This is a genomic window from Salinicoccus sp. RF5, from assembly GCF_020786625.1.
Taxonomy (GTDB): domain Bacteria; phylum Bacillota; class Bacilli; order Staphylococcales; family Salinicoccaceae; genus Salinicoccus.
In genome coordinates, this window is record NZ_JAJGRC010000004.1 from 195,254 (window position 1) to 212,702 (window position 17,449).

Sequence of the window (17,449 nt, forward strand, 5' to 3'; positions counted from 1 at the left end):
GACCCCGGTCTCACTCCTGTTTTTTCATGTGTTGCATAATTACCTGTTTCATATGATCTATTGCGTACTTATACTTCTGGTAATCAGCATCTGAAGTTTCCTGATCCATATACCTTGTCCTGCGGTATATCTCGAGTTTGTCGGAATCGACAATCTCTTCCAGACGACATCGACGGATCCACTCTTCGATGGTTTCATTCCTGTATCTTCCCAGCCCCTTTGAAGCCAGCCATTTTTCAAAACCGTAATATAACTTTCTTACTTTATTTTTTGGTACTTCAGGTTTTCCATAATTCTTCTTTACGGAGGAATGAGCAATCGCCATTCCCTCCTTCTCATTTTTTTCTGTCTTTTGTCCAGCCGGGGCCTCTCTTCTTTTATAGAAATAGTAAATGCCGATACCGATTATCAACAGGAGCAGGAGTGACATGATTGTATCGACCGGTATGTGTGAAGCTGTGGATTCCGCCTGGACCATTTCAGCGCTCTCCTCCCCTTCTGTCTGATCCAGCCTCTCACTGTCCGATAGCTGGGGCGGTTCAAACTCGACATCTTCCAGGAATGCAAAAAAGGGCTTCAGTATTTGGACCATGCCACCCAGCAATACGATGACGATATACTTAAGGGAGAAAACAGCGTATCTGTAAGCGATAGCGAGGATAACGCCAAGCGTTATAAAAATGCCTGAGAGTGAAAGGAATACAGTGAATTTTCCTCTGTGGACATAAGGACTTCCAAGCAGCAGAAGCACTATCCGACCGATGAAATAGAACAGGACCTGGCTGATGAACAATAGGTGGTATTCCGTCTGGAAGGAGGAATCGGCTCCGCTTCCCAAAATATTGACGCCTAAGAGGAGCAGGAATGTAATGATGATGGAAGGCGCTGCCAACGTATCTTCAATATCGTCATAAAGATATTCGAAGCGCAGAATCGGGACAAAGCTCAGAGCCAGTGCCGATAACCAGTGGAAACCAAGCATTGTGGCAGTGACCAGAACAAATGGCAGTATAATGTATATATATCGCAGTCTGAAATAATGGACGATGATCCAGCCAGCTGTCAAAACGCCCAGGACGACCATCATATAAGGCAGTAGAAGTGGCTGTTTTCCGTTATGGATATTCAGAAAGAGTATGATGAAGTAAAGGAGGAACATATTGGTTGTGTAGCCATGGAAGAAAGATAAATAATAATTAATTCGGTTCATCATAGTCACTCCTTATCGGAAAAGCATACGGTTGTACATCGTCTTCATCCATCTGGAATACTTCGATGCCCCGGCCCCGGAGGGACTTGAGCATATCTTCAATCGCCGGATCTGTTCTACCTGTAAATAGCAGGTGGGAGGGGAGAGCCTCATGAGTATGGATATGTTTCAACAGGCGGTCGAAACTCAATGTATAGGATAATGCATCTATCCGTGCGAGTGTCTCCAATGTTTTTCTGTAATGCAGTTTCCCGGTCCCCTCTTCCAACTTGAGAAATGTGCGGGAATCGAAGGTGGACAGATTCGTAAACAGACTATAGGGGATGGATGCTTCACTCGCCATGCGGGTGAGGTACGCAATCTTTTCAATATTCTCTTCGATATTGGAAGGAGGGGCATAAGTCTTTTCCGATCGAAGATTAATGGCAATCAGCCAGGAGACATGGGTCGTTTTTTCATAGATGCGTGTCTGGAGTCCCCCGGCCTTGGCGCTCGCTTTCCAGTGTATGTCCTTCATGCTGTCCGTCTGCTGGTAGCTTCTTGTTCCAATGGTGAGCATTGGATCATTATACAGGGCCCGTTTCTGTATGAAGAGCCCCTGCAAGGTTTTACTTCTCATATCGAAAGGTGGTATGTCGAGCTGTCCAGGGTAGACCAGGATTTCATGAAGGAACCTGCCTTTTTGTGTAAGCTTGAGTGAATCAAAACCAAATATTTTAGGCACTTCGATTCTTGTATCCATTACTTTGACTATTCCGCGCTTCCTGGCCCTGAAAGGGATCTCTATGGTGATATCACTTTTCGCCATGACCGTAAACACGGCACGGGTTTCGGTCTGGTGTCTTATTTTTAATGATGTATCGTTGAAGAATTCAATGTCATCACCTGCAACCAGGATAATCGAACCATTCAGAACAGGCAGCCATCCATCATTATGAATTCTGAGCAGGAGTGTTCCCTCCTGATTATTGAACAAACGTATATCCCTTTCCAAAATGGAGACTGTGATCTTATCAGGCACCATTTTTTCATAGATGAGATTGAGCAGGAAAAAAGACATGAAGAGGCCAAGGGATAAAGTCATCCACCGGTTCAGCTGCATACCATAGAAAACGTCCAATACAAAAAGGATGGCGACAGCCCCGATGAAAAATGTCATCACATTGGAAGGCTGATAATCAACCTTATAATTCATTTCTTGGAACTCCATATTCGACTGGCACTTCTGTCCCCTCAATGATTTCCCGTATGACAGTTTTCTGATCCGAAAGGGTCAGGCCCTCAATGCTTAAAACAATACGGTGGCCCAATATGTATGGAGCGATATATTTCACGTCCTCCGGCGTTACATAATCCCTATCTTGAATCAGTGCAACTCCTTGCGCAGCATGCATCAGGGCGAGTGTACCGCGTGGCGATACACCAATATCCACATGGGGGTGCTGCCTCGTGAGGTGGATCATATCAAGCATGTACTCCATAGTGGAGTGGTTCACAGTAATGGCCGAGCAACGGGATTGTAATTCGGTAATCATTTCCTTGCTGAATACAGTGTGGATTTCTTCAGTGGGATAGTGGCCATTATACAATGCCATCATATTCAGTTCTTCTTCCCGTGAAGGATATCCGAGATCTATCCGCATCAGAAATCGGTCCATCTGGGCCTCCGGAAGACTGAAGGTCCCCTGAGTGGATTCAATCGGGTTCTGCGTGGCTATTACAATGAATGGATCGTCGATTTCTATTTTCTGGCCATCGATCGTCACTTGTCGCTCTTCCATGACTTCGAGGAGGGCGGATTGAGTACGGGGGGTAGCCCTGTTGATCTCGTCTGCCAGCAGGACATTGGTAGCTATTGGCCCCATCTGCAATTCAAACTCATGGGTTTTCGGGCTGTATATGTTTAATCCCGTAATATCGGTTGGAAGCAGATCTGGTGTGAACTGGATTCTTCTGAAGGAGCCATCAATTGTCTTTGCCAAAGCTTTGGATAATGATGTCTTGCCCGTTCCGGGAACACTCTCGAACAATACATGTCCTTTCTGAAGTATGCTGATGAATAGAAGGTCGAGCACTTCATCCTGGCCGACAATAACTTTTCCTATTTCTCGTTTGAAGTTTGTCAAATGCGTCTCAATATTCAAATTATTATCCTCCTTTATTACATAGTATAAAAAACAGGAAAGATTTGCCAGTCATTTCTTGAATAAATGAAGGAGAAAGGGGAATGATACTTAAAAATGGAGGTGTCGAAAGAATGAAAAAGCATTATCGACTGGTCATATTGGGTGGAGGCACTGCCGGTGTTTCCACAGCAAGCCGGATTTTAAGCGAAGACAAAAGTCTGGAGAAGGATGTGCTTATCATAGAGCCATCCGAACACCATTACTTCCAGCCGGGCTGGCCGCTGGTAGGCAGTGGAGAAATGAGTCTTGAGTCCACTAAGAAGCCCATGGATAAGGTGATGCCAAAAGGAGCTGAGTGGCTGCAGGAAACAGTGGAGAGTGTGGACCCCGTCAAACGTGAGGTAAAGGCAGGCGGGTACAGAATCAAGTATGACTTCCTGGTTGTAGCCCTTGGCATAGAGCTCAACTACGATGCGATTGAAGGCGCCACGGAGGCACTTGGATCGAATGGTGTATGTACGAACTATATATACGAGCATGTCAATTACACCTACGAGACCCTCCAGAAGGTCAAAGAGGGCAATATTGTGATCACGAAACCCCAGTCCAGGATAAAAGGCGGTGTCTCTGCTGAAAACTCCGTCTTCACAATGGATGAGTATATAAAAGATAACGACCGGGATGCGAATATCGTATTCCGCAGCGGCCGTGATGAAGTATTCAAGGTGAAGAAATACAGCGACAAGATTGTAAAACGCTTGGAGGAAAAAGGGATCGACTATAAAATGAAGGAGGAGCTTGTAGAAGTCCGAGGTGAGCATAAGGAGGCCGTATTCAAAAACCTCGATACGGGGGAACGTCATGTGGTGCCTTTCGAAATGCTCGTCATCACCCCTCCCATGAGTGGTCCTTCAGTGCTTCAGGATTCCGGCCTTCTGGATCCGGAAGGATGGGTCAGTGTAGACCCGCACACGATGATGCACAACACGTACACTACAGTGTTTTCATTGGGGGATGCCTCAAGCCTCCCGACAGTCAAAATGGGCAGCGCAGTAAAAGAACAGATGCCCATCCTCGTCAAAAACCTTCTGGAGCGTATGGATGATAAGGAACCATCTCACGAATATGATGGAAAGACAGCCTGTCCGATAGCTACAGAATATGGCCACCTGATACTGGCGGAATTCGGATATGATAATATTCCAAAGGAATCGACATTCCTCAACCAGTCGGATGATAAATGGTTTTTCTATCAGTTCAAGAAAAACATGCTGCCAATCATGTACTGGTATGCATTATTGAAAGGGAAAGTATAAAAAACTGGACCAGTCATCTGGTCCAGTTTTTTATTGGTTATTCATAGATTGTAAAGTCTTCAGCGAGGTCATCGATTTCATCACTCAAGTTCGTTTCGGAAATGTTTCTTGCATTATAGCCGATGCGCTCGAGCGTGCTGATGAGGTCTACGTAAAGCAGGCCGCCATCTGTGGAACAGATGCCTTTATTCAGACGTTTGACATGCTGTTTTCTTAATTTGTTCTCGATCTTGTATGATTTCTGGCTGAGTCGGATGACTTCCTCCAGATCTTGAGGATTGTATATATCGAGGGATTCTATCGATTTTCTGAAGGACTTGTAGACATGGTTGAACAGGTCCTCAAGCCCCTCCTGCGCTGGTTCCGAAAGGTCGATGTTCTCGCGGTGCTTCTTATTGAAGAGATCTGCATATTCATTAATCTGTCCGCTGACTTTATAGAAGATGCGTGTCACTTCAAGCAATGTCGACTGCCTCTCTGCATCTTCTGGAGAGATGTCATACTTGGAAGCATCGATGATATAGGATCTTAAAGTATCCTGGAGGGTATCGACGACATTCACCTTCTCTTTGATCTGCTTATACAGTTTAGGATTGTTCGTTTCACTGTACTCTTTCGCATCATCAAGAATGCTGAGTGTAAGATTGCCAAGGTTCTTCACTTCTTTTTGCGCACCCTGCAGGGCAAGGCCAGGCGAGCGCTTAAGAAGATGAGGATCCAGATGGTTTGGCTTATAGTCCTCGGAGAAGTCTCTTCCTGGGACTATACGGGTTACAATCCATGCAAGAGCGGCAATGAACGGCAAGTGGATAAGTGTATTTGTGATATTAAAGAAACCATGTGCAAAAGCAATCGTCATTTCGGGGTTGAGATCCATTGCAGACTGCAGATATGAAATGAGATTTACGAACAACGGCATGATGATCATGAAGATCGTTGCACCGATTACGTTAAAGATGACATGGACGGCAGCTGCCCTCTTGGCTGCGATGGAGCCTACAAGCGCTGCAAGGACAGCAGTAATTGTTGTTCCTATATTATCCCCGAGCAGTAATGGCAAACCGGCGCTAAGGTCGAGCAGTCCATTACTATAAAGACTCTGGAGGATACCGATGGTAGCACTCGAGCTTTGGACTATGACCGTAAGTACTGTACCGACAGTAACTCCAAGAAGAGAGTTGGTAGACATGTCCAGCATCAGATCTGTAAACCATTGGTAATCTGCCAAAGGTTTCATCCCCTGACCCATCAGGTCAAGTCCATAGAACAGGGCGCCGAAACCGAAGAGTATGCGACCGATGTTATAGGATTTTGGGCTGTTCTTCAGAAAGAATATGAGGAATGCACCAAGGGCCAGAATCGGCAGTGCATAGTCGCCAATCTTCAGTCCGATGATGAAGGCAGTGACTGTAGTACCTATGTTGGCACCCATAATGACCCCAATGGATTGACGCAGTGTCATAAAGCCTGCGGAAACGAGTCCAATAGTCAGTACTGTTGTTCCTGTACTGGTCTGCAGCAGTATTGTAACGACAATACCGGCAAGGACACCTTTAAGCGGGTTGGATGTCATCCGGTTCAGAATTTCGCGCAACCGGTCTCCTGCAGAAGCCTGGAGGCCATCCCCCATCTGTTTGATACCATAAAGAAAAATACCAAGTCCTCCGAGAAATAGAAAGATGACTTCCATCGGACTGAGTTCCATAAATATTCCTCCACCCAGGTACAGCGTACCTTAATATTATATTAATAATTTTTACGCAATATTTACCATTCATATTACGACTTACATTATAGGATGAAAAAAATGAAATTGCATCAGAATAAAAAAATTAACCCGGGTTAAATTCTTATATTTGGCGTGAAACGCTTTATTTCATAACTTGTTGTTCCCTAGATAAAAGCGTTTCAAACCCCGCCAATTCTGGTGTATAACGAATGGTATAGTATAATATTACTTCCAAATGGAAAGATGAATTCGCAAGATTTCAAATTATCAAAATCAATATCGACAATTCCCGCACGATATGAGAAAATTGAGATTATAATACATAGTGTAGATGGGGAGGACAAGCGTGTGACGGTCGTACTATTTGATGTGGATGGCGTTTTTTTAAGTGAGGAAAGGTGTTTCGATGTATCCGCCCTGGCGGTGCACGAGATGCTCTATAGTCCAAGATATCTGAACCTGGATACATATCAGTTCCGTACGGATTACAGCAATCAGGAAATAAAGGAAATCAGGGCGGAAGTGTTCAGCAACGATGAGGTGCTTGACCGTTTTAAGCAGATGGGTCTGAACTCCAATTGGGATATGCTTTTTGTGACATTTTCCATCCTGTATATAGAATTGCTGAGAAATGCGGACCTGAAGATGGAAGGAATGGATCTCGCCGACATCCAAGGCGTTGGCGGTATGATTAACACTCAGGAAGTGGATTACGGAAAGGTGGTCGAATTCCTGAAGGGTGATACCTACACAAAAGATTCCATATATGATGCGCTCATGGCATATGCCAGGGAGAAGCTGAACATTGAAGATGCATCGGCCTTTGAGATGGCAGGTCCCATATGGGAGAAGGGGCAGTATAAATATCAGGAATGGTATCTTGGCAGCAGTGACGTCAAGACCTCTACAGGCATTGAAGCGGAAGAGCTGGACAAGCCTGGATTCATTCATGATGAAGAATGGATTGTTGCCCCTGAAGACATCAGGGGGATGCTGAAGCGCCTGCTTGATGCAGGAGTCGAGATCGGCGTCGCCACAGGACGGCCGAGACAGGAGACGCTGATTCCATTCCATCAGGAACGTCTCATGGACATATTCAGGAACAACAGGATCTCAACGGCATCAGAAGTGCTTGCGGCAGAAGCAACAGATCAGGCTGAAGGCTCTCTTGCCAAGCCTCACCCATATAGCTACCTGTGGAGTCTGTATGAACATGACGAAGTGCATTTCGAGGATGCATTGAATCAAAGGAACATATCCGATGACAAGGTTGTCATTGTAGGGGATTCGGTAGCCGACTATTATTGTGCAGAAGCAATCGGGGCTGAATTCATTGCTACATTGACCGGGTTGACCGGACGGGCGATCATTCCAAATTTTGAAGCACTGGGCGTCACCGACATGGTGGAAGATGTTCTTGGTGTAGAGGAAATCATATTAAAAAACCATCACTCATGAGTGATGGTTTTTTAGATTGTCCTATTCCTCTCAGGACAAGTCCACCTGCTTCACCTTATCGAAGCCTTCTATTTTTGTGAGTTCTTCAATCGCTTCATCATTTACACTCTGGTCGAGTCTCAGGGACAATAGTGCTGCGCCGCCTTCGTCCTTTCTGCCCAGCTGCATGCTGGCAATATTGATGTCATATTTGCCGAGCGTGTGGCCCATCTCTCCAATGATGCCGGGACGGTCGAGGTGGTTGATGAAGAGCAGGTGCTTTGTCGGTTTGATATCGACCTGGAAGCCATTTATCTTTACAATGCGTTCCCCATAGCCGTTCAAAACGCTGGCGCCGATCGTCAGTGTTTCATCGTTGTTGACCAACTCTGCTTCAAGATAGTTGCTGTAGCCATGTGTCTGTCCCTTCTTCTCCACTTTGTATGTGACATCCTGCTCCTGGAGCAGGTAGAGGGCATTGATGATATTGACGTTCTCTCCAAGGTGGGGCTTCAGCATATTTGCAACAAATGACCGGGTGAGTATGCTTGTGTCATCCAATGCCAGGTCTCCATGATACTTGAGCTTGATTTCCAGGGGCGGTCGGTTCATCAGCTGTATCGCCACTTCACCCATATGGCTGGATATATTTATGAAAGGCTTCAGTTCCTCGTTGATGTTTTCGCTCATCCGCGGTGCATTCACCGCATGGACGATCGTGTTGTTCTCAAGGATATTGATTATTTCCCGGGAAACGCTGATGGCCACCTTTTCCTGTGCTTCGACAGTCGAAGCACCAAGGTGCGGTGTCACTACGATGCGGGGGTGGTTCAGAAGCTTCTGATTGGTTGGCGGCTCCTCTTCAAATACATCGAGGGCTGCGCCACTTATCTGGCCCTCATCCAGTGCCTCCAGCAACGCTGTCTCATCAATGATGCCGCCTCTCGCGACGTTGACTATTTTAAGTTCCGATTTGGCGGTCTCGAAGAATTCCTTTCCTACAATTCCTCTTGTCTGTGGTGTAAGGGGAGTATGGACCGTAACGAAATCGGCGTGCTTTGCAATATCTTCGACTTCCATCTTTTCTATATCCGCTTCTTTCGCCTTGTCCTCCGACAGGTAGGGATCGAACGCAACAATCTTCATGCCGAAACTCTGGGCCCGACGGGCGACACCGAAGCCGATTTTGCCGACTCCGATGATGCCGAGGGTCTTACCGTACATTTCTGTACCTTTATAGGCTTTGCGGTTCCAGACACCTTCCGAAAGTTCCTTGTGGGCTGCAGGAATTTCCCTCGTCAGGGCAAGCATCATCGCCATCGTATGTTCGGTTGCGGATATGGTATTACCATCAGGGGCATTGATGACGATGACGCCATATTTGGTGGCGGCATCGATATCAATATTGTCCACACCGACGCCTGCCCGGGCGATCACCTTCAAGGAACGTGCATATTGGATGATCTCCTCTGTGATGGTCGTCTGGCTTCTGACGATCATGGCATGGTAATCATGGACGATATTCAGAATTTCCGCTTCAGAGAGGCCGGTTTTGATGTCGACTTCGTAATTTGGATGGTCGAGCAGTTCTTTGATGCCGTCTTCACTGATTGGATCCAGTACAAGTACTTTATATTGATTCATAATATGCCTCCTGGGCAGCAGTCAATGCGCTGCCATAATATTTCTTGCCGCGATAATCGCTTACGATGGCTTCAAGTCCAGACAGAACTGTCAACATATCCTTCGGGAACATATAACCCATGTGCCCAATGCGCAAAATCTTTCCTTTAAGCTGTTTCTGGCCGCCTGCAATTGTGATGCCGTATTTTTTCTTAAGGGCATCTTTGATATGGGAAAGTTCATCTTCATCGGACTTGAATGCAGTGACGGTCGGAGAAGCATGGTCATCCTCCACAAGAAGTTCAAAATCAAGTGCCTTAAGGCCCGCTCTAAGCATATTGCGCATCTTGAGGTGGCGGTCGTAGACCTGCTCCACTCCTTCCTCCTTATAGAGTGCAAGCACTTGGTCCAGTCCCTGGATCAGGGATACGGCTGGTGTGAACGGTGTGGAGTTTTCTTCCAGGGATTTGAAGTATTTGTTGATATCAAGGTAGAATCTCGATATTTCATTTTGACTGGCACGTTCTCTCGCCTGCTTGTTCATTGCCACGAAAGCGATGCCCGGCGGGAGCATCAATGCCTTTTGGCTCCCTGTAACGAGGCAGTCGATGGAATCACGGGCCATATCGAACTGCATACCGCCCACTGCACTTACGCCATCGACGATGAACAGGGTATCTTTATTGTAATTCTTGACGAGTTCCCCCAATGAATGGATGGGATGCACTACGGCTGTAGAGGTCTCACAGGCTTGTGAGAATACAGCCTTGATATTCTCTTTACCGTAAAGGAACGACTTGAAGCTTTGGAGATCCACTCCTTCGCCCCAGGGTACTTCATAAACATGGACATCGTATGGGTATGTCTGGGCGATACTTTTAAAACGCTCACCGAATGCACCGCTGACGATGACGACAATGGATTCGTCGGGTTCTACAAGATTGACCATGGATGTCTCCAATGCACTTGTACCGCTTGAAGTAAGTATGGCTACAGGTTCTTCTGTACCGAATAATGTTTTTATATTGGACTGCACATTTTCCATGAGGGAAGTGAAGTCGGAAGAACGGTGTCCGATCATCCCATCCGACATCGCACGATTCACTTGAGGGGGGATTGGGGTTGGTCCGGGCGTAAGTAACAAGTTAGGTTCCATATATATCTGCCTCCATAGAATAGATGTACACCATAATATCAAAGTTTTCTGTATTTTCCATAATTATAAGGGTTCAATATTTTATAAAGTGTAATATTATCCAATAAAACGTTTTCATCAGTTGTCCTTGCCGTCTTTCAGGATTTCATCGACCAATCTATGGGCTTCCTGATACCTGTCCCGATAGGAATCGCCGTCGAGGATATGGGTGATGGACATCAGATCATGCAGCTCCAGTTCCTCCATGATCATTTGATGAACCTCATTTTTATCTCCAACATGCACAGCAGCCTCATCCTTCGGTGCTTCCGGAGGGAGGACCAGTATGAGGGACCAGTGCTGGAGATGTATATAATAGTCGAAAACTGATTTCAGGCGGTTGAATTCCTCCCCATCTGCGTACCGCTTCATATTGACTTTTGTAGTCATGACATCAGTGTCCGCAAAGAAGACTTTGCGTGTGCCGGGGGAGTGGATATGGCGCCTGTTGTTCTCGAACTGTCCGATGCCTATTGCGTGGAAGTCCTTGACGTCAAGCTCATCATCGGCGATCCGGTGTTCACGGCAGTATGTTTTTGCGTACTCCACGGAGTAGCTTGTGGAATAGCGCCTTGCCAGATCCTGTACCATCGAAGTGCGGCCTGTCCCCGGGGCTCCGATGATGAGTACATTCTGGACAAAGAACTTCCTGAAGGTCCGCATGACGTAATCCCAGTTCAGTATGGGTTCTTCCCTGATGCTTGTGCCGCTGATTCCGAGTATTTTGCGGTCGACCATCGTAATGGATGCATCGATGTGGGGCCACTCATCAGAAAAGAAGTCCTTGAGCGGTTCGATATACTCCTCCTCTCCGACATAATAGGTCATACTCTCGACGGGAAAGGGCAGCGAATCCTTTTCTTCGAGGATGGTGTCTGCAAGCATTTTGAGCCAGGGCCCCCAGCCATGCGGATATCTCGGAATATGCGTTTCATCGAGCTTGAGTATGGTGACGTTGTCATCAGGACCAAGCAGCCGACGCATGGATTTGACCCGGTTGTCGAGTGTCATGCCGTAGGTGTCGCCCCGGTCCCCCTGATAACCGCTGACAATCACGAAGGCATGCCTGTTCTCCCGTTTCGCACGGATGATCTGTTCAAAGTGCCCTACATGACAGGGGGCGAAGGTACCGAAATAAATTCCTAGATCTCTCACTATGACAGCTCCTAATCAAATGGTATTAAGACAGTTATATCAGTATAAAAGCGGTTTATCAAATCAATATACATGTTCTTTGGCAACTACCATGCAAAGGTATGCTACAATCAGATGGTAAAAATTAAAGTTGAGGGATAAAATAAATGGTTAAATGGGTAAATATATTTAAAGGGTTTCTGATGGGCATATGTGAATTGATTCCTGGAGTCAGCAGCGGCACGATGGCACTGCTCCTCGGCATCTATGACCAGTTCCTCGGGGCCATCAGTAAGATCGTATCAAAACACTACAGGAAGGCGATCCTGTTCCTGCTGCCGCTGGTCGTCGGGATGGGGATTGCGATACTTACATTATCCAATCTGATAGACTATCTGCTGCGGAATCATATGGTGCCGACGCATTGGTTCTTCATCGGTCTGGTGATCGGCGTCGTTCCAATGATGCTGAGGATTTCGAATTATAGAGTGGAATTCAGGGCAGGCCACTACATCATCCTTTTCATGGCGGTGGCGCTACTCTTTGTTATGGGAATGAGCAGGGGAGAGGAGCAGGTGATCAATGATGTCGCCATCACATTCCCGCTGCTCGTCAAACTGTTCTTCAGTGGTATACTCGCTTCAACGACGATGCTTCTTCCGGGAATATCAGGGTCGCTGGTGCTCCTGATCCTCGGTTCGTATTCCATCGTCATCTATGCAGTCAGTGAGCTGACAAGCTTCAATCTTGGAATACTGCCGATTTTGATTGCCGTCGGTTCCGGCATCGTCCTGGGTCTGCTTGTTGCGAGCCGCATCATCCAGTACTTGCTGAGACACTACACTTATTTAACATATGCCCTGATACTGGGGCTTGTCATCGGATCCGTCTTTGCCATCTATCCGGGTCTTCCGGATACAGCCGTGTCCTGGACAGTGACTGTGCTGTCCGCCATACTGGGGTTTGCAATCAGCTGGTACATGGGTGCTGACAATGAAGGTGCAATCTGAATGGAGGTGAGGATATGGAACAGAGCCATCCTTTGGTCATGGCCTATCATGAATATATAGAATCTACGATCGATTACCGGATTGCTGTGCTGGGACAGGTTGACGCAGGCAAAAGCGCCCTTGTCAACCGGTTGGCGGATGCCGATTCCTTTATTTCCACACAGACTGATGCCACACGCACAATTACCGAGCACCCCTACGGAAAAAGGGGAAAGATCCTCGATTTTCCAGGTGTCGGAACAACGGAATATTCACCGAAACAATACAGGAAACTGATAGCCAAGACAGGCGTCAAACACGTATTGTACGTCTTCTCATCCAAAATACGGGACGCGGATGAAACGATCATCCGGTATCTTGCTAAAAAAGGCGTCCATATCACATTCGTCTACAACAAGACCGATACACTTGTGGACGTTTCTGGAGAGCGTGCACAGAAGATACTGATGAACGACAAGGAAACGGAGCTCCATGTGACCTTCAAGAAGCATCTCGATCAGCCGCTGTACTATCATTTTGCCAGTGTGAAGGATGATGCGGGAATCGATGAGCTGAGAAGGAAGCTGGATGATATATTTGAAGAGAAGGACGCCCTGTTCGACAAGAGGGCCAAGAGTGCCCAGTACCTTGAGAAATTCCTGACCAGGAAAATGAACAGCCTGGCTGCCAAACTGCTGTCCCCAAGCTTCAAGGACATCATACTCAGCCGTTCCTACAAATCGATCGAGGAAATGACAGAATCGCACTACGACGTCACTGAGGAGGATGGAAAAGTAATCGGCCAGGACATCCCAAGGGCTCCGGACTACATCAACCGCGTGAAGAATACGGAGAAGGACACTAAGAAGCCGGCGGACTACATCAACCACCTGGCGACGCTCTTCAGCGCAGTGTTCAAAATGCGGAAGTTGAATGTCGTCACTTTCATCGTTTCTTCGCTCGGCGAAGTCAGCGTGAAAAGCATCTACCCCGTATTGAAGGGAACATTTGAATACGTCGGTGATATGAATGACTTTGCCCGCGAAGTCATCAAATACCACCGTTAGACCAAAGCACCCCGGCTCTTGCCGGGGTGTTTTTCCTTTTGGGGGCAATCGTTTGCACTTGAATATGATAAATCATTATAAAGAAGCCTATATATAAAGGGGATAAATTTATGCAATCGTTTGCAAAAAAGTGTTGACTTTTTATATGAAAGCGTTTTATTATAAGAGTATGAAATGGATTACATATCTAGAGGAGGATTATAATGAAGAGCAACAAATGGTTTCTATTGATGATGTTTGCATTAGTTCTGATGTTGGCAGCCTGTGGGCCGGACAGACCAGAGAGTGGGGAAGAAGCTGCTGGTGAAGGAGCCAACGGCTCAGGTGAAGAAGGCTCTGAACCAGAAAAGCCTGAAGTGCTGAATGTTTGGCTTGATGGAGAAAATCAGATGGAAGTATACGGTGAAATTTTTGAGAAGTATGAAGAAGAAACAGGTATTGCTGTTGAATTTACAGAAGTAGGCATGACTGACCAATTGGAACAATTATCATTGGATGCTCCGGCAGGACAGGGTCCAGACCTCTATCAACAGCCACACGATATGATTGGTAGTGCTTATCTCCAAGGCCTTGGAATGGAACTCGACCCCTCTGAATTCGAACTCGATGCATTCAACGAAAATGCACTTGAAGCATTCACTTACGAAGGCTCATTGATGGGCGTACCATTTGCTGTTGAAGCGGCTGCTCTCTATTATAATAAGGATATTATAGACGAAGCGCCTCAAACAGTTGAAGAACTCGAAGCAATCATGGAAGAGTATACGGATGAAAGTAATAATGAATACGGATTCCTGATGGAAGCAACCAACTTCTACTTCTCATATCCACTGCTGTTCTCTGGAGGTGAGCAGATTTTCGGCCAAGAAGAGGATGGAAGCTACAACTCTGAAGATCTTCAAGTCGCTACAGATGGTGTAGTTGAGCAAGCAACACGTATGCAAGAGTGGTTCCAGGCCGGATACCTTAGTGAGAATGTGACCGGTGATGTGCTTGATGGATTGTTTACAGATGGAAAGGCACCTGTTGCAATGACAGGCCCATGGAAACTCTCAGACTATTCTGATGCACTTGGAGATTCACTGGGTACAGCAACACTACCTGAACTTGATGGAGAAACAATGACACCATTTATGGGAGTCAAGGGATGGATGATTTCCGAATATACGGAGAACGAATACTGGTCAAAAGACCTCTTGAAGTTTATGACTAATGCTGATAACAGCAAATTGGTCACTGAGGGCCTCAGGGAAACAGTGCCACGCTCAGATGTTGAAAACTCCAATGAACTGTTGAGGGTGTTTAATGAGCAGGCCGAGAACGCAAACCCAATGCCTAATATTCCGGAAATGGCACAAGTTTGGGAACCAATGGGAGATGCGTTGATCTTCATATCTAATGGGGACGATCCTCGCGAAGTTTTGGAAGAAGCAAAATCACAAATACAAACTGATATAGACTCAGCTTCAGGTGGACAGGATTCTGAAGAGTAGTATCGAAGGTTAGGAGGAAAGGGCTATGAAGAAAAATCCGAAATTGGCTGCAGTCCTGTCCATCCTTCCTGGACTGGGCCAATTATACAATAAGAGGTACGCCAAAGCAGGTGGCCTCTTTATTCTTTTTATATCATTTTTTGCAGTTTTCTATAACTTCTTGAATATTGGATTCTGGGGACTTTTTACTCTTGGTGAAATTCCACGTGTAGATGATTCAAGAATTTTACTGGCACAGGGGATCATATCCCTTCTTGTAGTCGTAATAGCAATTACCTTCTATATTGCTAATATCATAGATGCGTACAAAGATGCCAAACTGATCAACAGCGGGGACTTCAGGACGATGAGGCAGCAATTCAGGGATGCATGGGATAAGAGTTTCCCTTATGCAATCGTTGCTCCTGGGCTTTTCTTACTCATTTTTATAGTGGTATTCCCATTGCTGTATATGTTCTTCCTGGCATTCACAAACTATAATCTCTATAATGCACCGCCCAGAAATGTTCTGGATTATATTGGTTTCGAGAACTTTAAGGCTTTGATTGAAGTGGACATCTGGAGGAATACTTTCTTCAGCGTCTTTACATGGACGATCGTATGGACACTGGTAGCAACAACATTACAGATTGCCCTGGCCCTACTTCTTGCAATCATCGTCAATCATCCTTTGATAAAGTTCAAAAGGCTGATACGTACCATACTTATCTTGCCATGGGCAGTGCCGGCATTTGTGACGATTCTTATTTTCTCTGCACTATTCAATAACCAGTTCGGGGCGATCAACAATGATATTCTGCAACCGTTGTTCGGCCTTTCAATTCCGTGGCTGTCGGATCCCTTCTGGGCAAAAGTTGCTCTGATAATGATTCAGACATGGTTAGGATTCCCATTTGTCTTTGCCTTGTTCACGGGCGTCCTTCAAAGTATATCCGACGATTGGTATGAAGCAGCTGATATGGATGGTGCGTCAGGGTGGCAGAAGTTCACTGAAATAACTTTCCCGCACATCATGTTTGCTACAGCACCGCTTCTCATAATGCAATATGCAGGGAATTTCAACAACTTCAACATCATTTATCTATTCAATGCTGGTGGGCCTGCTATAAGAGAACAAAATGCTGGCGGCACCGACATTCTGATTTCATGGGTATATAAACTGACTTTCGAGACCCAGAACTATAATATGGCCGCCGCAATTTCCATCATCATTGGTCTTATTGTAGCTTCGGTCGCCGCATTCCAGTTCAGTCGTACTAGAGCAGTTCAAGAGGAAGGTGAGATATGATGACTAAAAAAAGAAAAAATCTCTTAAAGCAGATTGTCATGTATACCATATTGTTCATTATGACGGTGGCAATCTTCTATCCTCTCCTTTGGACTTTTGGAATTTCATTAAACCCGGGGAACAATTTGTACGGGGCGAATATGATTCCTGAAAACTGGTCATTCACCCATTATAAATGGTTGTTTACAGACCCGCAGAGCATGTATCTGACATGGTATAAGAACACCTTGATTGTAGCAGCAGCCTCCTCTTTCTTATCAGTGGTTTTCGTTACTTTGACTGCCTATGCCTTCTCACGATATCGGTTTGTCGGACGAAAATACGGTTTGTATGCCTTTCTTATCCTGCAGATGTTCCCGGTATTGATGGCCATGGTGGCAATCTATATCCTCCTCAATACAATAGGACTGCTGGATTCCCTCTGGGGACTGGTTCTTGTATATGTAGGTGGCTCGATCCCGATGAATGCGTTCTTGGTTAAAGGTTATTTTGATACCATCCCAAGAGAGTTGGATGAATCTGCAAAAATGGATGGTGCAGGGCATTTTCGTATATTCTTTACAATAATGATTCCTTTGGCCAAACCGATTATTGCAGTAGTTGCATTGTTTAATTTCATGGCACCGTTCATGGACTTTATCTTGCCGCGTATCGTTTTAAGAAGTCCAGAAAACTTCACCTTGGCATTAGGGCTTTACAATATGGTCAATGATCAATTTGCCAATACATTCACAAGATTTGCCGCAGGGTCGATCCTGATTGCAGTACCTATAGCAATCGTGTTCCTTTTCCTGCAGAGGTATTTGATTTCCGGCTTGATGTCCGGATCGACTAAAGGTTAG

At 45.9% G+C, this 17,449-nt stretch carries 14 protein-coding genes; 7 read left to right on the top strand and 7 right to left on the bottom strand.

Translation table 11 applies throughout. The annotated features are described in order from the left end of the window. Positions 1-10 precede the first annotated feature (10 nt). The 3 genes from LLU09_RS11835 to LLU09_RS11845 are packed head-to-tail and all read right to left on the bottom strand — an operon-like array spanning position 11 to position 3,354. The gene (locus LLU09_RS11835; protein WP_228311901.1) at positions 11-1,210 is read right to left on the bottom strand and encodes a DUF4129 domain-containing protein; all 1,200 of its coding nucleotides are present in this window, start codon (positions 1,208-1,210) and stop codon (positions 11-13) included. Beyond that, on the bottom strand, positions 1,197-2,405 hold the full coding sequence (locus LLU09_RS11840) for a DUF58 domain-containing protein (protein WP_228311902.1): 1,209 nt from the start codon (positions 2,403-2,405) through the stop codon (positions 1,197-1,199). The genes LLU09_RS11835 and LLU09_RS11840 overlap by 14 nt, the downstream gene beginning before the upstream one ends. Continuing rightward, a complete protein-coding gene (locus LLU09_RS11845) occupies positions 2,395-3,354 on the bottom strand; it encodes an AAA family ATPase (protein ID WP_094907203.1) in 960 nt (319 codons plus the stop codon). Before LLU09_RS11845 ends, LLU09_RS11840 begins: the two co-directional genes overlap by 11 nt. Before the next feature lie 83 nt (positions 3,355-3,437). On the opposite strand from LLU09_RS11845, the gene LLU09_RS11850 reads away from it, so the two are divergent. Beyond that, on the top strand, positions 3,438-4,652 hold the full coding sequence (locus tag LLU09_RS11850) for an NAD(P)/FAD-dependent oxidoreductase (RefSeq protein ID WP_228311903.1): 1,215 nt from the start codon (positions 3,438-3,440) through the stop codon (positions 4,650-4,652). Between the two features lie 37 nt (positions 4,653-4,689). On the opposite strand, the gene LLU09_RS11855 is transcribed toward LLU09_RS11850, so the two are convergent. Continuing rightward, positions 4,690-6,357 carry a Na/Pi cotransporter family protein gene (locus tag LLU09_RS11855; protein WP_228311904.1) on the bottom strand — a complete coding sequence of 556 codons (1,668 nt, stop codon included), beginning with the start codon at positions 6,355-6,357 and terminating at the stop codon, positions 4,690-4,692. Between the two features lie 372 nt (positions 6,358-6,729). On the opposite strand from LLU09_RS11855, the gene LLU09_RS12715 reads away from it, so the two are divergent. Then, positions 6,730-7,839 (top strand): HAD family hydrolase, encoded by a 1,110-nt coding sequence (locus LLU09_RS12715; protein WP_228311905.1) that lies wholly within the window; start codon positions 6,730-6,732, stop codon positions 7,837-7,839. 30 nt (positions 7,840-7,869) lie between these two features. On the opposite strand, the gene serA is transcribed toward LLU09_RS12715, so the two are convergent. The 3 genes from serA to LLU09_RS12720 form a co-directional block, all read right to left on the bottom strand. After that, complete coding sequence (gene serA / locus LLU09_RS11865; RefSeq protein WP_228311906.1) at positions 7,870-9,462, bottom strand: phosphoglycerate dehydrogenase; 1,593 nt, start codon at positions 9,460-9,462, stop codon at positions 7,870-7,872. Then, positions 9,449-10,603: a pyridoxal-phosphate-dependent aminotransferase family protein gene (locus LLU09_RS11870; RefSeq protein ID WP_370632522.1), complete on the bottom strand. Its 1,155-nt coding sequence runs from the start codon at positions 10,601-10,603 to the stop codon at positions 9,449-9,451. The genes serA and LLU09_RS11870 overlap by 14 nt, the downstream gene beginning before the upstream one ends. A gap of 111 nt (positions 10,604-10,714) precedes the next feature. Beyond that, entirely contained in the window at positions 10,715-11,791 is a 1,077-nt protein-coding gene (locus LLU09_RS12720; protein WP_228311908.1) for an AAA family ATPase, read from the bottom strand. Between the two features lie 146 nt (positions 11,792-11,937). Between LLU09_RS12720 and LLU09_RS11880 the strand changes: the two genes are divergently transcribed. The 5 genes from LLU09_RS11880 (at position 11,938) to LLU09_RS11900 (ending at position 17,449) form a co-directional block, all read left to right on the top strand. Then, positions 11,938-12,780 (top strand): DUF368 domain-containing protein, encoded by an 843-nt coding sequence (locus LLU09_RS11880; RefSeq protein WP_228311909.1) that lies wholly within the window; start codon positions 11,938-11,940, stop codon positions 12,778-12,780. A gap of 14 nt (positions 12,781-12,794) precedes the next feature. Then, the gene (locus LLU09_RS11885) at positions 12,795-13,826 is read left to right on the top strand and encodes a GTPase domain-containing protein (protein ID WP_228311910.1); all 1,032 of its coding nucleotides are present in this window, start codon (positions 12,795-12,797) and stop codon (positions 13,824-13,826) included. Positions 13,827-14,029: 203 nt separating this feature from the next. After that, positions 14,030-15,319, top strand: coding sequence for an extracellular solute-binding protein (locus LLU09_RS11890; RefSeq protein WP_228311911.1), 1,290 nt, complete (start codon positions 14,030-14,032; stop codon positions 15,317-15,319). Between the two features lie 25 nt (positions 15,320-15,344). Next, entirely contained in the window at positions 15,345-16,607 is a 1,263-nt protein-coding gene (locus tag LLU09_RS11895) for a sugar ABC transporter permease (protein WP_094907381.1), read from the top strand. Beyond that, positions 16,607-17,449: a sugar ABC transporter permease gene (locus tag LLU09_RS11900; protein WP_094907383.1), complete on the top strand. Its 843-nt coding sequence runs from the start codon at positions 16,607-16,609 to the stop codon at positions 17,447-17,449. Before LLU09_RS11895 ends, LLU09_RS11900 begins: the two co-directional genes overlap by 1 nt.